Annotated in this window: 21 protein-coding genes; 18 read left to right on the top strand and 3 right to left on the bottom strand. The window is 66.6% G+C overall.

Annotation, left to right across the window (positions count from 1 at the left end; all coding sequences use genetic code 11):
- The 9 genes from VNQ78_RS21185 to mnhG form a co-directional block, all read left to right on the top strand.
- Positions 1 to 953 (top strand): AMP-binding protein (locus VNQ78_RS21185; protein ID WP_325693981.1); only part of this gene is annotated, 953 nt, incomplete at its 5' end.
- A 12-nt stretch (positions 954 to 965) separates the two neighbouring features.
- Positions 966 to 1202: an acyl carrier protein gene (locus VNQ78_RS21180; protein ID WP_325693978.1), complete on the top strand. Its 237-nt coding sequence runs from the start codon at positions 966 to 968 to the stop codon at positions 1200 to 1202.
- The gene (locus tag VNQ78_RS21175) at positions 1183 to 2430 is read left to right on the top strand and encodes a type III PLP-dependent enzyme (protein WP_325693975.1); all 1248 of its coding nucleotides are present in this window, start codon (positions 1183 to 1185) and stop codon (positions 2428 to 2430) included. The genes VNQ78_RS21180 and VNQ78_RS21175 overlap by 20 nt, the downstream gene beginning before the upstream one ends.
- A gap of 180 nt (positions 2431 to 2610) precedes the next feature.
- On the top strand, positions 2611 to 5487 hold the full coding sequence (locus VNQ78_RS21170; RefSeq protein ID WP_325693972.1) for a monovalent cation/H+ antiporter subunit A: 2877 nt from the start codon (positions 2611 to 2613) through the stop codon (positions 5485 to 5487).
- Complete coding sequence (locus tag VNQ78_RS21165) at positions 5487 to 5831, top strand: Na+/H+ antiporter subunit C (RefSeq protein WP_325693970.1); 345 nt, start codon at positions 5487 to 5489, stop codon at positions 5829 to 5831. Before VNQ78_RS21170 ends, VNQ78_RS21165 begins: the two co-directional genes overlap by 1 nt.
- Positions 5828 to 7549: a monovalent cation/H+ antiporter subunit D gene (locus VNQ78_RS21160; RefSeq protein ID WP_325693967.1), complete on the top strand. Its 1722-nt coding sequence runs from the start codon at positions 5828 to 5830 to the stop codon at positions 7547 to 7549. The genes VNQ78_RS21165 and VNQ78_RS21160 overlap by 4 nt, the downstream gene beginning before the upstream one ends.
- On the top strand, positions 7546 to 8034 hold the full coding sequence (locus tag VNQ78_RS21155) for a Na+/H+ antiporter subunit E (RefSeq protein WP_325693964.1): 489 nt from the start codon (positions 7546 to 7548) through the stop codon (positions 8032 to 8034). Before VNQ78_RS21160 ends, VNQ78_RS21155 begins: the two co-directional genes overlap by 4 nt.
- On the top strand, positions 8031 to 8315 hold the full coding sequence (locus VNQ78_RS21150; RefSeq protein ID WP_325693961.1) for a K+/H+ antiporter subunit F: 285 nt from the start codon (positions 8031 to 8033) through the stop codon (positions 8313 to 8315). Before VNQ78_RS21155 ends, VNQ78_RS21150 begins: the two co-directional genes overlap by 4 nt.
- Entirely contained in the window at positions 8312 to 8788 is a 477-nt protein-coding gene (mnhG, locus tag VNQ78_RS21145; protein ID WP_325693959.1) for a monovalent cation/H(+) antiporter subunit G, read from the top strand. Before VNQ78_RS21150 ends, mnhG begins: the two co-directional genes overlap by 4 nt.
- 24 nt (positions 8789 to 8812) lie before the next feature.
- Here the strand turns inward: mnhG and aroB are convergent, their stop codons facing one another.
- Complete coding sequence (aroB, locus tag VNQ78_RS21140; RefSeq protein ID WP_325693956.1) at positions 8813 to 9919, bottom strand: 3-dehydroquinate synthase; 1107 nt, start codon at positions 9917 to 9919, stop codon at positions 8813 to 8815.
- Positions 9916 to 10452 (bottom strand): shikimate kinase, encoded by a 537-nt coding sequence (locus VNQ78_RS21135; protein WP_325693953.1) that lies wholly within the window; start codon positions 10450 to 10452, stop codon positions 9916 to 9918. The genes aroB and VNQ78_RS21135 overlap by 4 nt, the downstream gene beginning before the upstream one ends.
- Before the next feature lie 189 nt (positions 10453 to 10641).
- Here VNQ78_RS21135 and VNQ78_RS21130 point away from each other — a divergent pair, with 189 nt between their 5' ends.
- The 4 genes from VNQ78_RS21130 (at position 10642) to VNQ78_RS21115 (ending at position 14941) form a co-directional block, all read left to right on the top strand.
- Complete coding sequence (locus tag VNQ78_RS21130; RefSeq protein WP_325693950.1) at positions 10642 to 10908, top strand: hypothetical protein; 267 nt, start codon at positions 10642 to 10644, stop codon at positions 10906 to 10908.
- Positions 10895 to 12532 (top strand): hypothetical protein, encoded by a 1638-nt coding sequence (locus VNQ78_RS21125; protein WP_325693947.1) that lies wholly within the window; start codon positions 10895 to 10897, stop codon positions 12530 to 12532. The genes VNQ78_RS21130 and VNQ78_RS21125 overlap by 14 nt, the downstream gene beginning before the upstream one ends.
- A gap of 7 nt (positions 12533 to 12539) precedes the next feature.
- Complete coding sequence (locus VNQ78_RS21120) at positions 12540 to 13550, top strand: tyrosine recombinase (RefSeq protein WP_325694004.1); 1011 nt, start codon at positions 12540 to 12542, stop codon at positions 13548 to 13550.
- Between the two features lie 74 nt (positions 13551 to 13624).
- Positions 13625 to 14941 (top strand): HlyC/CorC family transporter, encoded by a 1317-nt coding sequence (locus VNQ78_RS21115; RefSeq protein WP_325694002.1) that lies wholly within the window; start codon positions 13625 to 13627, stop codon positions 14939 to 14941.
- Here VNQ78_RS21115 and VNQ78_RS21110 read toward each other — a convergent pair.
- Positions 14935 to 16428 carry a nucleobase:cation symporter-2 family protein gene (locus tag VNQ78_RS21110; RefSeq protein WP_325693944.1) on the bottom strand — a complete coding sequence of 498 codons (1494 nt, stop codon included), beginning with the start codon at positions 16426 to 16428 and terminating at the stop codon, positions 14935 to 14937. The genes VNQ78_RS21115 and VNQ78_RS21110 overlap by 7 nt on opposite strands.
- 337 nt (positions 16429 to 16765) lie before the next feature.
- Between VNQ78_RS21110 and tkt the strand changes: the two genes are divergently transcribed.
- The 5 genes from tkt to accC all read left to right on the top strand — a co-directional run bounded on the left by tkt (position 16766) and on the right by accC (position 22713).
- Entirely contained in the window at positions 16766 to 18784 is a 2019-nt protein-coding gene (tkt, locus tag VNQ78_RS21105) for a transketolase (protein WP_325693940.1), read from the top strand.
- A gap of 115 nt (positions 18785 to 18899) precedes the next feature.
- A complete protein-coding gene (locus tag VNQ78_RS21100) occupies positions 18900 to 19826 on the top strand; it encodes a DMT family transporter (RefSeq protein WP_325693937.1) in 927 nt (308 codons plus the stop codon).
- 10 nt (positions 19827 to 19836) lie between these two features.
- Positions 19837 to 20730, top strand: a complete 894-nt coding sequence (locus VNQ78_RS21095; protein ID WP_325693934.1) for a lysophospholipid acyltransferase family protein — start codon at positions 19837 to 19839, stop codon at positions 20728 to 20730.
- 98 nt (positions 20731 to 20828) lie between these two features.
- On the top strand, positions 20829 to 21350 hold the full coding sequence (accB, locus tag VNQ78_RS21090) for an acetyl-CoA carboxylase biotin carboxyl carrier protein (RefSeq protein WP_325693932.1): 522 nt from the start codon (positions 20829 to 20831) through the stop codon (positions 21348 to 21350).
- 7 nt (positions 21351 to 21357) lie between these two features.
- On the top strand, positions 21358 to 22713 hold the full coding sequence (gene accC, locus VNQ78_RS21085; RefSeq protein WP_325693930.1) for an acetyl-CoA carboxylase biotin carboxylase subunit: 1356 nt from the start codon (positions 21358 to 21360) through the stop codon (positions 22711 to 22713).

Here is a 22713-nt window from a genome sequence, read left to right as displayed (position 1 = left end):
TCCTGCCCTACAGCTTCGATGCCGGGCTGAACCAGCTGACCACGATGATGTTGGTCGGGGGAACGATCGTCCACCAGCCGCTGACCATGCCAGCCGAGGTGATGCGCATGGCGCAGGTCGAGGGCGTGACCGGCATCGCGGGCGTCCCGCCGCTCTGGAACCAGATCGTGCGTATGCTTGCCGCAAGCCCGATGGCGCTGCCGGAGTTGCGGCTGGTCACCAATACCGGCGGCAAGATCCCCCCGAACATCCTCGACCTGATGCCCAGCGTCTTTCCGGGGGTCGAGATCTATCTGATGTACGGGCTGACCGAGGCCTTCCGCTCGACCTATCTCGCGCCCGAGCGGTTCGAGCAGAAGAAAGGCTCGATCGGGCAGCAGATCCCCAATGCCCGCATCTTCGCCATCGCGCATGGCAAGGGCATCGCCGGCCCCGGCGAACAGGGAGAGCTGGTCCATGCCGGGCCGCTGGTCAGCATGGGCTATTGGGAGCGGCCGGAACTGACCGCGCAGAAGATACGACCCTGCCCCGAACTCGCCCATCTGATCGGGGACGAAGCAGTGGTCTATTCCGGCGACCTCGTCCGCGTCGACGAGGATGGCGATCTGTGGTTCGTCAGCCGCATGGACGAGATGATCAAGACCCTCGGCTTCCGCCTTTCCCCCACCGAGGTCGAGGACGCCCTGTCCCAAAGCGGGCTTGTCACCGATGTCGTGGCCTTCGGGGTCGAGGATGACGATCACGGGCAGGTCGTTCACGCCGCCGTGACTTATTTGCCAGAGGCGAGCGAGTCCGGGCTGACGGTCCATTGCGCCCGGGCCATGCCCCATTATATGCGGCCCCAGAGAATCCACGCCTGGGAAGGCCCGATGCCCCGTACTGCAAGCGGGAAACTGGATCGCCCCGCCATAATCGCGGCCACCAGGGTCGCCACGAACTCGATGCAGTCATAGGGCAAGACAACAATGGATCTGACGCGGGACGACCTCATCTCCTATCTCCGGGAGGAGCAGAATATCGACGAACCGATCGAAGGCGCGACCGAGCTTTTCTCGAGCGGCCTGCTTGACTCGGTCTCGATGGTCGGGCTGATCACCTTCATCGAGGAGCGCACCGGCTCCGTCATCTCGCCGTCCGATGTGACGCTGGAAAATTTCGACACGGTGGACCGGATCCTCGACCATGTCGCTGGACTTGACTGAGTTCGCCCTTGATCATCAGCTTGCCGAGGCGGCGGACCGCTTCGGCACGCCGGCCTATGTCTATTTCACCGATATTGCCGAGGCCCGGCTTGCCGATCTTCGCGCGGCCTTCGGGCAATGGTTCGCGATCAGCTATGCGGTCAAGAGCAATCCGAACCCGACCCTGCTTGGCTGGATGCGCGGAAAGCTCGACTATCTCGACATTTCCTCGGGCGGAGAGTTCACCCTCAGCCAGGAGGCCGGGTGGGATCCCGGCCTGATCAGCTTCACCGGCCCCGCCAAGCGCGAGTTCGAATTGAGGCCCGCGATCGAGGCGGGCATCGGCGAGCTGGTGGTCGAGAGCCTGCGTGAAGCCCGCCTCGCCGATGCCATCGCCGCCGAGCTTGGCCGCGTGCAGCCGGTCCTGATCCGCATTGCCCCCGACCGGGTGCCGAAAGGCTTCGGCGACCAGATGGCCGGCCGCCCCAGTGCCTTCGGCATCGACATCGAGGACGCGGCCGACATCCTGCCGCAGATCGCGGCCCTGCCCCATCTGCGGATCATCGGCCTCCACATCTATTCCGGCACCCAGAGCCTCAGGCCCGAGGCGATCTGCGAGAACTGGCGCATCTTCATCGCGACCTTCTCGGCCATCTGTTCGGAACTCGACATCGTCCCCGAGAAGCTGATCTTCGGCTCCGGCCTCGGCATCCCCTATCATCCGGGCGAGGCGGCGCTGGATCTGCCTGCCATCGCGGCGGCTATCGCCCCCGATCTGGATGCCTTCCGGCGCGAGCCGCGCTTTGTCAAGGCGCGGCTGGTCCTCGAACTCGGGCGCTATCTGGTCGGCCCGGCCGGCTATTTCCTGACCCGCGTGGTGTCGATCAAGCAATCCCGCGGCACCCGCATCGCGATCTGCGATGGTGGCCTCAACGGCAACCTCGCGGCCTCGGGCAATTTCGGCATGGTGATCCGGCGCAACTATGTCATGCATGGCGTCGGTCTGGACGAGGGCCAGCGCCCGGCAGAAAAGCATGACCTGACCGGACCACTCTGCACCTCGATCGACAAGCTTGGCAATGGCGTGCTGCTGCCGCGGCTGGAGGAGGGCGACCTGATCGCCATCCATGCCGCCGGGGCCTATGGCCCGACCGCCAGCCCCCTTCATTTCATCAGCCATCCCCTGCCGGTCGAGATCCTCGTGACCGCCGGAGAGGCCAAAGATGTGACGCGGATCCGCCAGTCCTGAGACCGGCGGATTTTCCGTCAGGTCCGCCGAATTGATGTTCGGCGCGAATCTCATTGCAATCACGATAAATTTCCGTTGATCCCCTCGGGGAACGGCGCGTTTTTACGGTCCCGGTCGGTTGTCATTCCCTGCCCGGTCGACCTATGATGTGTTACATCCCCGAACCCGTGAAGGATCCCAATGGTCGAACAGAACCTGTTGCTGCTACTCGTTCTGACGCCATTCGTTTCGGCCGCGCTCGCGGCCACGCTGCCAGTGGGATCAAGAAACGCCGAAACCTGGCTTGCGGGACTGACCATGGTTGTCGCCCTCGGCATTCTTGCCGTGCTCTATCCCGCCGTGGGCGAGGGCGGGCGGATCGTCGGCACGATCAAATGGGCCAGTTCGATCGGCCTCGACCTGACCTTCCGGCTGGACGGGTTCGCCTGGCTCTTCATGGTCCTCGTCGCCGGGATCGGGATGCTGGTCCTGCTCTATGCCCGCTATTACATGAGCCCGGACGACCCGCTGCCACGGCTCTATTCCAGCCTCCTCTGCTTTGCGGGGGCGATGTCGGGGCTGATCCTGTCGGGCAATATCATCATGCTCGTCGTCTTCTGGGAATTGACGAGCCTCGTCTCCTTCGTGCTGATCGGCTATTGGTATCATCAGCAGGATGCCCGCGACGGAGCGCGGATGGCGCTGGTCGTGACGGCCTCGGGCGGGCTTTGCCTGATGGTCGCGATGATCCTGATCGGCCAGATCGTCGGCAGCTACCAACTTGACGACGTGCTTGCCGCGGGCGCGCAGATCACCGGCCACCGGCTTTATCCCGTCGTGCTGATCCTGTTCCTGCTGGGCGCCTTCACGAAATCGGCGCAATTCCCGTTCCATTTCTGGCTGCCGAACGCGATGGCGGCACCAACCCCGGTTTCGTCCTACCTGCACTCGGCCACGATGGTGAAGGCGGGCGTTTTCGTGCTGTTGCGCTTTCACCCGGCATTGGGCGGCACCGATGCCTGGTTCCAGCTTGTCACCGGGGCGGGGCTGATCACGCTGCTGATCGGCGCGTTCACCGCCCTCTTCCGGCATGACCTGAAGGGGTTGCTGGCCTATTCGACCATCAGCCATCTGGGGCTGATCACGGCGCTCGCCGGGATCGGCACGCCGCTTGCGATCATCGCGGCCATCTTCCACATCGTCAATCACGCGGTCTTCAAGGCCTCGCTGTTCATGGCCGCCGGCATCATCGACCACGAGACCGGAACGCGGGACATGCGCCGACTCTCTGGGCTGGCGCGCATGATGCCGATCACGGCGACGCTGGCGATCATCGCCTCGGCCGCGATGGCGGGGGTGCCGCTCCTGAACGGGTTCCTCTCGAAGGAGATGTTCTTCGAGGCCACATATGTCTGGGTCAATGGCAGCCCCATCGACAATGCCGCGCCCTATATCGCGGTGGCCGCCGCCGCATTCAGCGCGGCCTATTCGCTGCGCTTCATCGTTACCGTCTTCTTCGGTCCGCCGGCGACCGATCTCCCGCGCGAGCCGCATGAACCCCCTGCCCTGATGCGTCTGCCGGTCCTCGTGCTGGTCGTCACCTGCCTTGCAATCGGCATCGCGCCGCAGAACACGCTGGGGGGCGTTCTGGAAAGCGCCGCCATCGCCATTCTCGGGCCCGGACTTCCGCATTTCAGCCTGAAGGTCTGGCACGGGATCAACCCCGCCTTGGTGATGAGCCTGATCGCCATGGGCCTCGGCATTCTGATCTACCTTGTTCCCCGGCGCTGGATCGACCGGGGCGAGGAAGGGCTCAGCCTGATCCGCGCGCTGGATTTCGGACGCGCCTTCGACCGCGGGCTGATGTTCTTTACCCAGACCCTTCCGCGGCGCCTGCTGCGCATCGCCTCGGCGCCGGGACTTCAGGCGCAGCTGCGGGTGATGATCCTGATGGGCCTTGCAGCCGGTTACTTCGCGCTTGGCCCGCTGGAATGGAACATCACCCTGCCCGAGATCCATTCGCGTGAGCTGGTCTTTGCCCTGCTCTGGGTGATCGGCGGGGCCTGCGCGCTTGGCGCGGCCTGGCAGGCGAAATATCACCGCTTCGCGGCCCTGATCCTGATGGGCGGCGCGGGCCTCGTCACTTGCGCGACCTTCGTGTGGCTGTCGGCCCCCGACCTCGCCGTGACGCAGCTTCTGGTCGAGATCGCGACCACCACGCTGCTGCTTCTGGGCTTGCGCTGGCTGCCCAAGCGCGACGAGGAGATCGAGAGCGACAAGAACTTCACGGCACGGACCCGGCGTCTGCGCGACCTCGTCCTCGCGGTGGTCTGCGGCACCGGCATGACCGCAATCGCGCTGGCCGTCCTGCTGACGCGACCCGGCGTTTCGGTCGGCGACTGGTTCCTGCGCCACTCCTATGTCGAGGGCGGCGGCACCAATGTCGTGAACGTCATTCTGGTCGATTTCCGCGCCTTCGACACTTTCGGAGAGATCACGGTCCTCGCCATTGTCGGGCTGACCGTCTATGCGCTGCTGCGCCGCTTCCGGCCGGCGCCGGAAAGCGCCGAACGCCCGCGGCCGCAGGTCGAGGCCGAGGAACAGGCGCTGGAAGCCTATCTCTTCGTGCCGGCGATCATGATGCAATGGCTCTTCGCGCCGATCATCACGCTGGCGGCCTATCTGTTCTTCCGCGGCCATGACCTGCCGGGCGGAGGCTTCGCGGCTGGCGTCACCTTCGCGCTTGGCCTGCTCCTGCAATATGTCGCCGCCAATGTGCGCTGGGTCGAGGCGCGGCTGACCATCCTGCCGATGCGCTGGATGGGCACCGGCATGATCATCGCCACCGTCGTCGGCGCGGGTTCCTGGGTCTTCGGCCTGCCGTTCCTGACGACGCATTACCAGTATCTCGACCTGCCATTGATCGGGAAGGTTCCGGCCTCGACCGCGATGCTTTTCGACCTTGGCGTCTTCTCGGTGGTTCTTGGCGCGATCGTCCTCATGCTGATCGCGATCGCCCACCAGTCGCTGCGCGTTGCGCCCCGACCCAAACCCACCGAAGGCGAGGAGGAAAGCTGATGGAACTGATCCTCGCACTGGCAATCGGGGTGCTGACCGGCTCGGGCGTGTGGCTGCTGCTGCGGCCCCGCTCCTATCAGGTCATCATCGGGCTCTGCCTGCTGGCCTATGGCGTCAACCTGTTCATCTTCTCGATGGGGCGGCTTTATGTCGGCGCGGCGCCGATCATGCCGAAAGGCGGCTTCGTCGATCCCACCGCCTATGCCGATCCGCTGCCGCAGGCGCTGGTCCTGACCGCCATCGTCATCAGCTTCGCCACGACGGCGCTGTTTCTGGTGGTGATGATCGCCTCGCGCGGGATCACCGGGACCGATCACGTCGACGGCAAGGAACGCAATCAATGACGCCCGAAATCCTGCCCGACCACCTGATCATCGCGCCGATCCTGATCCCGCTTGTCGCGGGTGCGATCATGCTGTTCTACAACGACCGCAACCGGCAGACCAAGCTGATCATGGGACTGGTCGCGGTCGGCCTGATGTTCCTGTGCTCGACCGAGCTGATGAACAAGGCCAAGGAGCTGACGACCGGGGGCGAGACCATCGTGCGCATCTATCGCCTCGGCGACTGGCCGGTTCCGGTGGGGATCGTGCTGGTCCTCGACCGGCTTTCGGCGATGATGGTGATGCTGACATCGCTGCTGGCGGCGCCGTCGCTGATCTATGCGGCAGCCGGCTGGCACGGCAAGGGACAGCATTATCACAGCATGTTCCAATTCCTGCTGGCGGGTGTGAATGGTGCCTTCCTGACCGGCGACCTCTTCAACCTCTTCGTGTTCTTCGAGGTCATGCTCGCGGCCTCTTACGGCCTCATGCTGCATGGCTCCGGCCCTGAAAGGATCAAGGCCGGGCTGCAATATATCGCGATCAACCTTGCGGCGTCGCTGTTCTTCCTGATCGGCGTCGCGCTGGTCTATGGCACGACCGGCACGCTCAACATGGCCGATATCGCGCGCGAGATCGCGACGCTCGAACCCGCGCAAAGGCTGCTCTTCCATGCGGCGGCGGGCCTTCTCGGCATCGCCTTCCTCGTCAAGGCGGCGGCCTGGCCGCTGTGCTTCTGGCTGCCACCGACCTATGCCGCGGCCTCGCCGCCCGCAGCCGCGATCATGGCGATCATGACCAAGGTGGGGGTCTATGTGATCCTGCGCCTCTCGCTCCTGATGCTCGGATCCGACGCGGGTGCCTCGGTCGGTTTCGGTGCGCCGGTCCTGATGATCGGCGGCATCGTGACCATGGTGTTCGGGACGATCGGCGTTCTTGGCACGCCCGATCTTGCGCATAAGGGCGGGTATCTCGCGATCATCTCCTCGGGGACGGTTCTGGCGGCGATCGGCTTCTCGCAGGCTGGCGGCGGCCCGGAGGTGCTTGGCGGCGCGCTTTATTACCTGATCGGCTCGACCGGCGCGATCTCGGCCTTCTTCCTGATCGCCGAGCCGGTCTCGCGCGGGGATCAGGGCGATGACGATGACGCGGCCTCCGGGGCCGAGGCCGCGAATGAGCAACTGGCCGAGCGCTGGGACTGGACGCCGATGGGACTCGACTCGGTCGAGGATACGCCCGCACCTGCCAGCACGCGGACCGTCTCCTGGCTGGCCATGGCAATCTGCTTCTCGCTGATCGCGGCCATGCTTGCGGGGCTGCCGCCCATGCCGGGCTTCATCGGCAAGTTCGCGATCCTCAGCGGCGCGATCCGGGACAATGTCGGGTTGAACGGCCAATTGCCGGTGATGATGTGGGTCTATACGGCCATGCTGATCCTTTCCGGGCTTGGCGCGCTGATCGGCCTCCTGCGCTTTGGCATCCGCCGCTTCTGGGCCGAGGCGGGACCGGCCCCGCGCATCCTTGCGCTGGAGATCGTGCCGGTGCTGATGCTGCTCGGCATGATCCTGCTCTTGACCATCCGCGCAGATGCCGTGCTGAACTATACCCGCGAGACCGCGCATGCGCTGGTCGATTCCGCGATCTACCGGCAGGCGGTCCTGCGCGATGCCGAGCGCGTGGACGCCGCGCCGCCGCAGAATTTCGAGCCGGTCGAGGACAAGGAGGAGGAAAGCGAATGAGCCGCATCATCCCTCATCCCCTGCTCTCTGCCGCGCTGGTCCTGATGTGGCTGCTGCTGACGCGCTTTTCGCTGGGCCATCTGGTCCTTGGCACGCTGATCGCCCTGGTGGCGGGCTGGACGGTCGAGCGGTTGCACCCCGCCCGGCCCCGCATCCGCCGCTGGGCCGCCATTCCCCAGCTCATGGGGATCGTCGTCTGGGATATCCTGAAATCCAATATCACCGTCGCCCGCGTGCTGCTGCTGGGGCCGAACCATCCAAGCTATCATTCCGGTTTCGTCGAGCTGCATCTGACGCTGCGCGACCAGAATGCGCTGGCGCTGCTGGCGATGATCCTGACCGCGACGCCGGGAACCGCATGGCTGGAATATGAGGGCGAGGATGGCCGGCTTCTGCTTCACGTCCTTGACCTGCGGAGCGAGGATGACTGGCAGACCCTCATCCGCACGCGCTACGAGACATTGCTGCTGGAGATCTTCGAATGACGCCGATGCTGATCCTGGAATATGCGCTGAGCTATGCCCAGCTTGCCCTGATCGCGGCGCTCGGCCTCTCGTGCTGGCGCATGCTTCGGGGGCCGAGGGCCCAGGACCGCGTGCTGGCGATTGACACCATGTATATCAACGCCATGCTGCTTTTCCTGCTGATCGGCATGGGCAGCGGCAATGTGTTCTTCTTCGAGGGCGCACTGGTCATCGCCGTCCTCGGCTTCATCACCACCGTCTGCGCCGCCAAGTTCCTGATGCGGGGAGAGGTGGTCGAATGAGCCATCTGAACGACCTTCCCCCCGTCGCCGCCCTGCTGATCGCGCTTTTCGTCGTGATCGGCTCGTCCCTGGCGCTGCTTGGCAGCCTCGGCCTTGTCCGGCTGAAAAGCTTCTATCAGCGGCTTCACGCCCCGACGCTGGCCTATAGCTACGGGACGCTGCTGATCGTGCTCGGCTCGATGGCGATGTTCTCGCTGCTCGAGAAGCGCCCGGTCCTGCATGAGATCGTGATCGGGATCTTCATGCTGATCACGACGCCGATCAGCCTCCTGATGCTGGGCCGCGCGGCTTTGCGGCGCGACCGGGATTCAAAGCTTGGCCATGACGAGGTGGTGCCGCCGCGCCTGCCCCGTGACACGCCCAGACCCGTGCAGGCGCGCGACCTGTCGGATTATGGCGAGGGGCTGGTCGATCAGGGTCTCTTGGCACATGGCGACAAGGAAGAGCGTATCCCGCGCGAGCCTACGGACTGAGCCGGCGCCCGCGCAGGGGCGGCGTCAGCCGCGCGACCGGGCCAGAACTTCGCTGAGGTCGGCAAGTCCGACCTGATCGGTCACGAAGGCGCGGCCGATTCCGTGTGCGAGGATGAAGCGCAGGCGGCCGTCCTGCACCTTCTTGTCCTGCCCCATCAGCGCGATCAGCGCCTCGTCATCAGGCAAATCGCCGGGGATGTCGGCGATGGAGGCGGGCAGGCCCATGGCCCGAAAATGCGCCGCCACCCGCGATGGCGTCTCCTGACTGCAAAGGCCCATCTTCGCGGAAAGCTCGAAAGCGAGCGTGCAGCCGATCGCCACCCCCTCGCCATGCAGCAGGCGGCTGGAATAGCCGGTCGCGGATTCCAGCGCATGGCCGAAGGTGTGGCCAAGGTTCAGCAACGCCCGCTCGCCCTGCTCGGTCTCGTCGCGCTGGACGATCCCGGCCTTCATCGCAACCGAATGGCGCACCGCGCGCTGGAGCAGCGCGGGATCCGAGGCAAGGCGCGGCCCGTCCTTCTCCAGCCATTCAAAGAAGCCCTCGTCGCCAAGCAGCCCGTATTTGGCCACCTCGCCATAGCCCGCCCTGAAATCGCGGGGGGACAGCGTGCCAAGGACGTCGATATCGGCAAGGACCAGCGCCGGCTGGTGGAAAGCGCCGATCAGGTTCTTGCCCTGCGGGCTGTTGATCCCGGTCTTGCCCCCGACCGAGCTGTCGACCTGCGCAAGCAGCGTCGTCGGGATCTGCACGAAGCGCACGCCGCGCCGCAGGATCGAGGCGGCAAAGCCCGCGAGATCGCCGATCACCCCGCCGCCAAGCGCGATGACCAGATCCTTGCGCTCGATCTTGCGGGCGATCAGCCATTCGACGGCGCGGCCAAGCTCGGCCCAGCATTTCGTCGCCTCGCCCGCCGGAAGCGCCAGCGCCGGGGCGTCGATCCCCTCGGCGGCGAGCGACGCCTGCAATGCGGCGAGGTGATGGGCGGCGACGGTCTCGTCGGTCAGGATCGCGACCCGGCGCTTGCCGGCAAGGGCGACGATCTCGGCCCCCGCTTCAGCGATCAGGCCACGCCCGACCCGCACATCATAGGATCTTTCGCCCAGATCGACGCGGACAGTCTCGATGCTCATTTCGTCTCCAGTATGGTCGGTTGCCTGGCCTGGATCGCCGCGATCACCTGCGAGGCGGTGTCCTCGATCGCATCGCCCCGCTCGGCCCTGACATGGATGTCCGCCAGCGCATAGACCGGCCCGCGCTCGGCGATCAGCCGCTCCAGCGTCCCGCGCGGATCGGCGGTCTGCAGCAAGGGGCGGCTCGGGCGGCTGCGGACCCGCTGCCACAGCGTCTCGAGGTCGCAATCCAGCCAGACCGAGACGCCGTTCCCGGCGACACGGTTGCGATTGGCCTCGCGCATCCACGACCCGCCACCGGTCGAGATGATGCTGTCACCCCCGGCAAGGACGCGGGCCAGCACCTCCGATTCGCGAGCGCGGAAGAATGCCTCGCCGTCGCGGGCGAAAATCTCGGGGATGGTCATGGCCGCGGCGCGCTCGATCTCGGCATCCGTGTCCCAAAGCGGCCTGCCCAGACGGCGGGACAGCTCTGCCCCGATCGCGGTCTTGCCCGCCCCCATCATCCCGATCAGCACGATATTACGCCGCATCAACCACCCGCCGGTCACTCACCTGTCCCACATCTTCTCTCGAATTGTCCGCGGCCTGTTCCGCATCGCCACCGGACAAGTTATTGGAGGCACTGAATGGCGTGATCTTTCGGGAAATGCCATATATATTTCGTAGCAGCCGGCGTCAGACCGGCAGGGCAAACCCGATTGAGGCGAGAAGGACAGGCAATGAGGCTTTTGTGGGTGGTGGTGGTGCTGGTGATTCTGCTGATCGGCGGATTGACCGGCTATGCCTATTTCGGCGACATGAAAGCCGACCCGCGAGAGACGCGGCTGCCGGTCGAGCTTGACCTTGGCGCACCCGCGCCCTCTACTGCTCCGGCAGCAACCCCGGCCCCCGAAGCGACCGAGGGGGCTGCAGAAGAGCCTGCACCGGCACCGACCGAGGCGCAGGAAACGGATGCCGCTTCGACGGAGCAAGATGATCTCGACTGATCCGGTTTCCCGCGCCGCGCTGGCGCTGACTGTGGTTCTGGCCGGGCTTGCCTTGTCGCCGGACATGGCCGCCGCGCGCCCGCCGCTTTCGGCAAGCGACTGGCTTTCGGGAAGCATTCGCCAGCCCGACACCATCTCGGCCTGGCGTCCGGGGGATACCCGCCCGCCAGAGCTGAAGTCGCGCAGCCGGCAGCAGGTCGCGCCCAGCGGCGCGGTCGAGCCGGTGGGCGTCACCCGGCTGGGCGAGGGCAATCCCGACAGCAAGGGCACCGTCTCGCCCCGCGCGGCGGGTCTGCCCGCAAGCCTCTGGGGCGACAGCGACAGCGCCACGCTCGCGCAGCTCGTCCGGGCCTCGGACCCCCGGCTGCCCGCGCTGCGGCGGCTGGAGCGGCGGTTGCTCGCCACCCAGTTCATCCCGCCAAAGGCCGCGCCGGGAACCGAGGGCGAGCTTTTCCTTGCCCGCGTCGACAAGCTTCTCGACCTCGGCGCGACCGGGGCGGCGAAAGAGCTTCTCAATGCCGCCGGTCCCGCCGATCCCGAGCGGTTTCGCCGGCTTTTCGATATCGCGCTGCTCTCGGGGGACGAGATGCAGGCCTGCCAGATCATGGACCGCACGCCCGGCATCGCGCCCAGCTTTCCGGCGCGGATATTCTGCCTCGCCATGGGCGGCGACTGGGCGGCGGCGGCGCTGGTCTTTCACGGCGCGGACCTGAGCGGGCTGATCGACCCGCAGATGGCGACCCTCCTCGCGCATTACCTCGACGACGGCTATTCCGACGACAGCGAGATCCTGACACCGCCGAGGGTGGTGACGCCCCTCGACCTGCGATTGCACGAGGCGATCGGGCAACCCCTGCCCTCGGCCGACTTGCCGCTGGCCTTCGCGCTGGCCGATCTGGACGAGAATGGCGGCTGGAAGGCCCGGCTCGACGCGGCCGAGCGTCTGGCGCGGGCGGGCGCGATCCCGGCATCGCAGCTGCGCGCGATCTATTCCGAGCAGAAGCCCGCCGCTTCGGGCGGGGTCTGGGACCGCGCAGCGGCGCTGCAATCGCTCGACCTCGCGCTTCAGGCGCAGGATGCGGCGGCGGTCGAGGATGTGCTGCCGGTGGCCTTCGACGCGATGGTCTCCGCAGGTCTCGGGCATGCGCTGGCCGAGATGGTGGGCAGCGAACTCGGCAGCCTGCCGCTCTCCGGGCGTGCGGGGCAGATCGCGCTCTGGCTCGCGATCGAGGCGGGGCACTGGCAGAAGATCGCGCAGCCGCCTTCGGATACCGATCCCTTCGACCTCTGGCTGCTGGATTTCGCAAGCGGCCTCGCCGATGCGGTTCCGCCCTCGGGGCCCGGCGCCGACCGGGCCGAACAGGTGCTGATCGCCTTCGACGCCAATGGACCGCTGCCGGCCACCGCCTCGGCGCTGATCGCCGAGAACCGGCGGGGCGAGGCGCTTTTGACCGCCATCGCCGATACCGATGCGGGCGTCGATGGCGATCTTGCCCGCGCGGCCCGCGGGCTTGCGGTCCTGCGTGCGCTTGGACAGGGCGAATTTGCCCGTCAGGCCGCGATCGAACTGATCCTTGCCCCCGTCATCGGCGCATCGCATGGCCTGCGCAGCACCGGACCCTGACCACGCCATGCCCGAGAATGACCGATCCATCGAGGGCAATGACGCGGCGAACAAGGCCCGGACCGAGGACCGCCGCCGGATCGCCGCCTTCCTTGACGCCAAGGCGGCCGAGGCGGGGGCGGCGCAGAACACGCTCCTCGCCTATGGTCGCGACTTGCGCGACTTCTGCGACTGGCTCTCGGCGCGGGGAATACGCATCCAGACCGTCACCCGTGAAGAGATCGAGGATTACCTTTTCCATTGCGACGCCGAGGGGCTGTCGCGCGCCACCCGCGCGCGGCGCCTTTCGGCCATCCGGCAACTGACCCGTTTCGCGCTGGAGGAGGATTGGCGCGAGGACGATCCCGCCGGCCGCATCGCCGGCCCCGGTCGCGCCAAGCGCCTGCCCAAGACGCTGGACCGCGCCGAGGTGGAGGCGATGTTTGAGGCCCTGCCCCGGATTGGGCGGAACGGGACCGAGCGGGCGCGCAACCTCGCCCTGGTCGAGATGGTCTATGCCACCGGAATGCGCGTCAGTGAGCTTGTCTCCCTGCCGGTCAGCGCCTGTCGCGGCAATCCCGCCGCGCTGCTGATCCGCGGCAAGGGCGGGGTCGAGCGGATGGTGCCGCTGAACGGGGCGGCGCGCGCCGCCCTCGCCGCTTGGCTGAAGGTTCGGGACAATGCGCCGGCGGAATCGCCTTTGGGCCGGCTGGTCGCGGGACGCGGTTCGCGCTGGCTTTTCCCCGCGCCCAGCCGCGAGGGTCATCTGGCGCGGCAGGCGATGAACGGGCTGATGAACCAGCTTGCCATCGCCGCCGGGATAGATCCGGCCCGCGTCTCGCCCCATGTCATGCGCCACGCCTTCGCCACCCATCTGCTGGAGGGCGGGGCTGACCTGCGCGCGATCCAGATGCTGCTGGGCCATTCCGATCTGGGCACGACCGAGATCTATACCCATGTCGTCGATGGCAGGATGCGGGAGCTGGTGATGAACCACCATCCCCTTGCCCACCCGCCGCAGAAGGAGGACGAGGAGTGATGGTCCTCGGCATCACACCTGGCGCAGCCGCTGCCCAGGAGGTGGTGCCCCCGGCGGGCTCGTCGGGCTATGACATGGCCTTCTGGCTGACCATCGGCGCGATCATCCTGTTGCTCTGCGTATCGGCCTTTTTCTCGGGTTCCGAGACGGCGCTGACCGCCGCCAGCCGCGCCAAGCTGCGCGCCCGCGCCGATCGGGGCGATCCCGGCGCACAGGCGGCGCTGGACGTGACCGAGGACAGCGAGCGGCTGATCGGGGCGATCCTGCTTGGCAACAATGTCGTGAATATCCTTGCCGCAAGCCTCGCGACCGCGCTTTTCACCCGGCTTTTCGGCTCCAGCGGCGTCGCGCTGGCGACGCTGGTAATGACGCTGATGGTGCTGATCTTTGCCGAGGTGCTGCCCAAGACCTGCGCCATCCTCGGGCCCGAGGATTTCGCAAGCCGCGTCGCCCGCCCGATCCGGGCCGTGACCGTGGTGATCGCGCCAGTCGTCGCGGTGGTGCGGATGATCGTGCGCGCCATCTTCGCGGTGTTCGGGTTGCGGTCGGATCAGGACCGCAACCTCTTTTCCGTGCAGGAGGAAATCGCCGGCGCCCTTGCCATCGGGCATTCCAGCGGCACCGTCCAGAAGGAAGAGCGCGACCTGCTGCTGGGCGCGCTGGACCTTGGCGAACGTTCGGTCGAGGAGATCATGCTGCACCGCTCGCGCATCGAGATGATCGACGCGGAACTGCCCGCGCAGCAGATCCTCGACCATGTGCTGGCCAGCTCGCATACCCGCCTGCCGGTCTATCGCGGCGAGCGCGAGAACGTGGTCGGCGTCATCCATGCCAAGGATCTGCTGCGCGGCGTCAGCCGCACCATGCGCGAAAGCGGGGCCGGGGCGCTGGAGAGTTTCGACGTCCTCGACGTGGCGATGCCCGCCTATTTCGTGCCCGAGACCACGCCGCTGGACGAGCAGATGCGCGAGTTTCTGTCCCGCCGCACCCATTTCGCGCTGGTCGTCGACGAATATGGCAGCCTGCGCGGCCTGATCACGCTCGAGGATATCCTCGAAGAGATCGTGGGCCAGATCACGGACGAGCATGACACCGACATGACCCAGACCCTCGTTCCGAACGAGGCGGGCGACTATACGGTCGATGGCGCAATGACGATCCGCGACCTGAACCGCGCCCTCGACTGGCACCTGCCCGACGACGAGGCGAATACCGTCGCGGGCCTTGTCATCCATGTCGCCCGGTCGATCCCGGTCGCGGGTCAGGTCTTTTCCTTCCAGAGCTATCGCTTCGAGGTGGTGGCCCGGCGCGAGAACCGGATCACCCGTTTGCGGATCAGGCCCCCCGCCGAGCCCGCCGAGACGGATCGCGAGGCGCCCGCGGATCAGTGATCCGCAAGGCTCGCGGCGCGGCGCGCCTCATCGACGCTGGCGCCCTTCGTCCCGTTGAAGAAGGCGTTCAGCGCCACGGCGGCGACTGTCGCAAGCAGGATTCCCGACTCGATCAGCGGATGGATCGCGTGCGGCCTCCATTGCTTGAACTCCGGTGCGACCAGCGGGATCATCCCGAAGCCCAGCGACACCGCGACGACGAAAAGATTGTTGCGGTTTCCGGCGAAATCCACCGTCGCAAGGATGCGGATGCCGGTCGCGGCGACCATGCCGAACATGACCAGCCCCGCCCCGCCGAGGACCGAGGTGGGCAGGGATTCGACCGCCGCGCCCATCTTCGGGACTAGCCCGAATAGGATCAGGATGACGCCGCCCGCGACGCAGATATAGCGGCTTTTGATCCCGGTGACGCCGACAAGACCGACGTTCTGGCTGAACGACGTATAGGGGAAGGTGTTGAAGATCCCGCCGATCAGGGTGCCAAGCCCGTCGGTGCGCAGGCCGGCAGAGAGCCTTTCCTGCGTGATCTGGCGGCCGGTCATCTCGCCCAGAGCAAGGAACATACCGGTCGACTCAATCATGACCACGATCATCACCAGCACCATGGTCAGGATCAGCACCGGGTCAAAGATCGGCATCCCGAAATGGAAGGGCGTGACCAGCCCGAACCATGCCGCGTCCCCGACCTTGGCGAAATTCATCTGGCCCAAGGCGACGGTCAGCACCGCGCCGACCAGCATCCCGAGGAGCACGGCGATATTGGCGACGAAACCCTTGCCGAAACGCGCGATCAGCAGGATCGCGACCAGCACCACGCCCGAGATCGCGATATTGACCGGCCTTGCGTAAAGCGGGTTCTGGACGCTGGGCGCGGGGGCGAAGTTCTGGGGCAGAGCCGGGACCGCGCCGGTCGCCTCCAGTTCCTTCAACTGGTTCAGCCAGCCCAGGGCGACCGGGTCCACCACCTTGGGCGCGGTCGGCCCGACCGGGTTTCCGAAAATCCAGTTGATCCCGATTCGCATCAGGCTCACCCCGATGACGAGGATGATGGTCCCCGTGACCAGCGGCGGGAAAAACCTGAGCATCCGCCCGATGAAGGGCGCGATGATCATGGCGACGATGCCCGCCCCGATGATGGCGCCAAAGATCATCCTTGCGCCATCCGGCCCCGGATAGGCATTGGCCATCGCCACCATCGGCCCGACCGAGGCGAAGGTCACGCCCATCATCACCGGAAGCTGGATGCCGAAATATCGCGTCATGCCGAGCGACTGGATGATCGTCGCGATCCCGCAGCAGAAAAGGTCGGCCGAGATCAGAAAGGCCACGTCCTCGGGCGAGAGCTTCAGCGCCCGCCCCACGATCAGGGGCACCGCCACCGCGCCCGCATACATGACAAGCACATGCTGAAGGCCAAGCGTGGTCAGGCGGGCGGGCGGCAGGATCTCGTCCACCGGATCCCGGGCAGCGGGCGTCGTCTCGACCATGGATACCTCCGTCACTGGCTTGTTTGCTTGAGGAAAATTAAGCGCCCTGCCGTGATTCAAGGCAATGACTTTGTGCCCCGCCGCCCGACCGCTCTGGCGCGGGCCTGTTTTGCGGGCAACGGTCCGCCTGCCGCCGCGAATGCCCATCCGAAGGGCCTTGCCTCCGGTTTCGGGATGGACCAGCCTTGCACCTGCCCGCCACTTGAGCCATGCCTTGCGGCCTCGGGCGCGGTTGCGAATGCCGCACCGGCACTGCTTTCCTGCGCGGGTCGCGGGTTGCAACCTTGCGCCGGCGTGAATATCAGAAGCTGCGCATCCACCAGCACGGACCTCCACAATGGACATCGCAGAACGCCGCAAGGCCAATCCCGATCACTGGCGCCTTGCCGCCGCCATCCGCGCCCTGTCGATGGACGCCGTGGAGGCCGCCAATTCCGGGCATCCGGGCATGCCGATGGGCATGGCGGACGTCGCCACCGTCCTGTTCCGCAATCACCTGAAATTCGATGCCTCGGCCCCGAACTGGTTCGACCGCGACCGTTTCGTGCTGTCGGCCGGCCATGGCTCGATGCTGATCTATTCGCTGCTGCACCTGACCGGGTATGAGCAGATGTCGATGGACCAGATCCGCAACTTCCGCCAATGGGGCGCGATCACCGCCGGCCATCCCGAATACGGCCATGCCGAGGGGGTCGAGACAACGACCGGCCCGCTGGGTCAGGGCATCGCCACCGCCGTCGGCTTCGCCATCGCCGAAGAGGCGATGCGCGCGCAGTTCGGTGCCGATCTGTGCAGCCACAAGACCTGGGTGATCGCCGGCGACGGCTGCCTGATGGAAGGCATCAGCCATGAGGCGATCGGCCTTGCCGGTCACCAGAAGCTGAAGAACCTGATCGTCCTGTGGGACAATAACGACATCACCATCGACGGCCGCGTCTCGCTTTCGGACAATACCGATCAGCTGAAGCGCTTCGAGGCCGCGGGCTGGCGCGTGCTGGCCTGCGACGGCCATGACGCCGCCGATATCGACCGCGCCCTGACCGATGCCGCGAGCGGCGTTGACGACCGCCCGGTCTTTGTCTCGTGCAAGACCATCATCGGCTATGGCGCGCCGAAGAAGCAGGACACCTCCGGTGCGCATGGCTCGCCGCTGGGCGCTGACGAGATCGTCGCCGCCCGCGCCGCCTTTGGCTGGGAATCCCCCGCCTTCATCATCCCCGAGGACATCCTGAGCGACTGGCGCGCCATCGGCGCTCGCGGCAAGGCCGAGCGTGAGGCATGGAATGCCCGCGTCGATGCCGCCCAGAACCGCGACGAGTTCGCCCGCCGCATCTCGGGCGAGGTGAATGATCGGCTTGCGCCCACCATCGCCGCGCTGAAGGATCAGGCCGTCGCCAGCAAACCCAAGGTTGCGACCCGCAAGGCCAGCGAGATGGTGCTTGAGGTCGTGAACCCGGAACTGCCCGAGACGCTGGGCGGCTCGGCCGACCTGACCGGGTCGAACAACACCAAGACCAAGGATCTGGGCATCTTCACGCCCGAGAACCGCAAGGGCCGCTACATCCATTACGGCATCCGCGAACACGGCATGGCCGCCGCGATGAACGGCATCTGGCTGCATGGCGGCTTCCGCCCCTATGGCGGCACCTTCATGTGCTTCACCGACTATGCCCGCGGCGCCATGCGCCTCTCGGCGCTGATGGGCCTGCCGGTCGTCTATGTGATGACCCATGACAGCATCGGTCTGGGCGAGGATGGCCCGACCCACCAGCCGGTCGAGCATCTGGCGATCTGCCGCGCCACGCCCAACACGCTGACCTTCCGCCCCTGCGATCTGGTCGAGACCGCCGAGGCCTGGGAAATCGCACTGAGCGAGGAGACGACGCCCTCGGTCCTCGCGCTCTCGCGCCAGAACCTGCCGACGCTGCGCGAGACGGCGGGCGAGAACCTGACCGCCAAGGGCGCCTATGTCCTGCGCGAAGCCTCGACCGAGGCCAAGGTCGTGCTGATGGCGACCGGCTCGGAGGTCGAGATCGCCGTTGCCGCGCGCGACGCGCTGGAAGCGCAGGGCGTGCCCACCCGCGTCGTCTCGGTCCCGTCGATGGAGTTGTTCCGCGCACAGGATCCGGCCTATCGCGCCTCGGTCCTGCCGGCGAACACGGTCCGCGTCGCGATCGAGGCCGCCGTGCGCCAGCCCTGGGACTGGCTGCTGCTGGGCGAGCGCGGGCGCGAGGAGACCTCGGGCTTCATCGGCATGACCGGCTTTGGCGCCTCGGCCCCGGCGCCGACGCTCTACAAGCAGTTCGGCATCACCGCCGAGGCGACCGTCGCGGAAGCGCGCCGCCTGCTGGGCTGACCGCCAGCGCTAGACAATGACCAAGACGGCCGCGCCTCTCGCGCGGCCGTTCGGCATTCCGGGGCATGGACAGCCTTCGGCGCCACGGGCATAAGCGAGCCGAGGGAGTCCCCAGATGAGCCAGCCTGACCTCGCCCCACAGGGCCTGCCGCCGATCCTTGCGCCTGCGGGCGATCCGGCGCGCTCCACGCAGATGCGCGGCATCGTGCTGCTGCTGGTGTCGATCTTCATCTTCACGCTGATGGACGCGACCGCCAAGCATCTGGCCGAGCGTTATCATCCGGGCCAGATCATCTGGGCGCGCTTTGCCACCAACTTCCTCATCGTCGCCGTCATCTTCGCCCCGCGCCTGCGCAGCACATTGGTGACGCGGCGGCCGACGGTGCAGCTTTTCCGCGGCATCACCCAGCTTGCCTCGGGCGCGCTGTTCTTCACCTCGCTGCAATGGATCGGGCTGGCCGAAGCGACGGCGATCATGGACATCAATCCGGTGCTGATCACGCTGGGCGCGGCGGTCTTTCTGGGCGAGCGCATCGGTATCCGCCGGGCGCTCGGGATTGCGGCAGCACTTTGCGGGGCGATGATCATCATCCGCCCCGGCGCGGGCGTCTTCCAGCCCGCTTCGATCCTGCCGCTGATCGCGGCCTTCACCTATGCCACGGGCGCGATCCTCACGCGGATCGTGCGCGAGGATTCGACCGCAACCTCGGTCCTGTGGTCGGCGATGGTTGGGACCGTCATCACCTCCTGCGCGGTGCCCTTCTTCTGGCAGCCGATCCAGAGCGGCGACATCTGGGCCTTCCTGCTGATCGGCGCGCTCGGGACCGTGGCGCAGGCATTGCTGATCCGGGCCTTCGCGCTGGCCGAAGCCGCGGCCATCGCCCCCTTCGGCTATACCGGCCTTGTCTGGGCGGGCCTCTGGGGCTGGATCTTCTGGGGCGCGATCCCGGACCGCTGGACGATCATCGGCGCGTTGATCGTCGTCAGCGCCGGCATATATGTCTGGATGCGCGAAGCCCGCGCCACCCACCGGACAGGATGACCAGAAGCGCATGACCGAAGCCGAAGAACCCGTCCCGCTGCGCGACCGCCTCGCCAATGGCGCCTTCCTTGCGATCATGGGGCTGGCGCGCCTGCTGCCCTATCCGCAGCGGGTCCGGTCGATGGGCTGGTTCTTCGCCCATGTCCTCGGCCCCGCCGCCGGCTGGCGAAAGCGGATCCGCGACACTCTGGCCAAGGCGCGGCCCGACCTGCCCAGGGCCGAGGTCGAGCGCCTGACCCGCGCGGTCCCGAACAATGCCGGCCGCTCGCTGGCCGAGATCTATTCGGGCGAGGAGTTCACCAACCGCATCCATGCCGCCGATCCGCTTTGCGGCCCCGGCCTTGATGCGCTGGAACAGGCGGCTGCGGCCGGACGGCCGGTGATCCTCGCCGTGGCGCATTTCGGCAATTATGACGCCATGCGGGCCGCCCTGACCGGGCGCGGCTGGCCCGTCGGCGCGCTCTATCGCCCGATGAACAACGAGGCCTTCAACCGCCATTACATCCCCGCCATGCGCGCCATCGCCGAGCCGCTGTTCCCGCGCGGACGATCAGGCCTTGCGGCCATGCTGCGTTTCCTGAAGGGCGGAGGCTGGCTGTCGCTGGGTTTCGACCAGTTCGACGACCACGGCACGATCCTCAAGTTCTTCGGCCTGCCGACCCGGACCGTGCTGACACCCGCCGAACTTGCCATCCGCTACGAGGCGCTGATCCTGCCCATCGCCGGCATCCGCCAGCCCGACGGGCTGAGCTTCCGGGTCGAGGTCGGCGAGCCGATCCCGCATTCCGATCCCGAAACCATGATGCAGCAGCTGAACGACCATCTCGAGGCGCAGATCCGCAGCCATATGGATCAATGGTTCTGGGTCCACAGGCGGTGGAAAGAACGCCGCGGCGCCAGGTAGCAATGGGGGAAACCCTTTCCCTCGCGTCATATCACAGGCTATAAGCTGCCCAACCGCCGCGCGGGACGCGGCCCCAATGACAAAATCCAGAGGACGGCATGAGCGACGATAAAAATCACGCAGGTCAGGACGAAGACACCAGCAAGGGCGACGTGGCCTTTATCCAGGCCCTGGCCGAACTGCTCAACCGCAACGATTTGACCGAATTGTCCGTCAAGCGCGAGTATAGCGAGAATGACCGGCTGACCGTCAGCCTGTCGAAGCAGGGCAAGCAAGTCGTCCAGACCTATGCCCCGGCCCCCGCATTGTCCCTGCCCGCGGCCCCGGCGGTCGCCGCGCAGGCCCCGGCCCCGGCCGCCACGGCAAGCGAGGATCCGGCAAGCCTTCCGGGCATCGTCACCTCGCCCATGGTCGGCACCGCCTATCTGGCCCCCGAACCGGGCGCCACGGCCTTTGTCACGGTCGGCGCACAGGTCAAGGAAGGCGAGACGCTGCTGATCGTCGAGGCGATGAAGACCATGAACCACATCCCCTCGCCCCGCTCGGGCACGGTCAAGCGCATCCTCGTCGATGACGGCAGCCCGGTCGAGTTCGGCTCGCCCCTCATGGTTGTCGAGTGAGGCGCGGATGTTCGACAAGATCCTGATCGCCAACCGCGGCGAGATCGCGCTGCGGGTGGTTCGCGCCTGCCGCGAGATGGGCATTGCCTCGGTCGCGGTCCATTCGACCGCCGATTCCGACGCCATGCATGTGCGGATGGCCGACGAATCGGTCTGCATCGGCCCGCCGCCCTCGGTCGACAGCTACCTGTCGATGTCCGCGATCATCGCCGCATGCGAGATCACCGGCGCGCAGGCGATCCATCCGGGCTATGGCTTCCTCTCTGAAAACGCGACCTTCGTGCAGATGGTCGAGGATCACGGCATCGCCTTCATCGGCCCCTCGGCCGAGCATATCCGCATCATGGGCGACAAGATCACCGCCAAGGAAACTGCGAAATCGCTGGGCATCCCGGTGGTTCCGGGTTCCGATGGCGGCGTTCCCGACCTCATCGCGGCCAAGCGCGTCGCGGGCGAGATCGGCTATCCCGTGATCATCAAGGCGACCGCAGGCGGCGGCGGGCGCGGCATGAAGGTCGCGCTGGACGAGGACGGCATCGAAACCGCCTTCCGCACCGCGCGGAGCGAGGCGAAAGCCGCCTTCGGCAATGACGAGGTCTATATCGAGAAATACCTCCAGCGGCCGCGCCATATCGAGATCCAGGTTTTCGGCGACGGCAAGGGCCGCGCGGTCCATCTGGGCGAGCGCGACTGCTCGCTGCAGCGCCGCCACCAGAAGGTGCTGGAGGAAGCCCCCGGCCCCGTCATCACGCCCGAGCAGCGCGCCGAAATCGGCGGCATCTGCTCCAGCGCCATGGCCAAGCTCGGCTATCGCGGCGCGGGCACCATCGAGTTCCTGTTCGAGGATGGCGAGTTCTACTTCATCGAGATGAACACTCGCCTGCAGGTCGAGCATCCGGTGACCGAGGCGATCTTCGGCGTCGACCTCGTCCGCCAGCAGATCCTCGTCGCAGCTGGCGAGGAGATGGAGTTCCGGCAGGAAGACCTGAAGATCCGCGGCCACGCGATCGAGGTTCGGATCAATGCCGAGAAGCTGCCGAACTTCACGCCCTCGCCCGGCCGGATCAGCCAGTATCATGCGCCCGGCGGCCTCGGCGTGCGCATGGATGCCGCGATCTATGACGGCTACCGGATCCCGCCCTATTACGACAGCCTGATCGGCAAGCTGATCGTGCATGGCCGCGACCGGCACGAGGCGCTGGCGCGGCTGGATCGCGCCCTTGGCGAGCTGATCGTGGACGGCGTCGATACCACCGTGCCGCTGTTTCGGGCATTGCTGGAGAACCCGGACATCCAGAACGGCGACTATTCGATCCACTGGCTCGAACGCTGGCTGGCGCGGCTGGCCGACCCGAACAGCTGA

The sequence above is a fragment of the Paracoccus sp. (in: a-proteobacteria) genome (assembly GCF_035556475.1).
GTDB lineage: Bacteria > Pseudomonadota > Alphaproteobacteria > Rhodobacterales > Rhodobacteraceae > Paracoccus.
The sequence above is the reverse complement of the archived record's forward strand: the minus strand, read 5'-3'. Positions and strand labels throughout refer to the sequence as shown.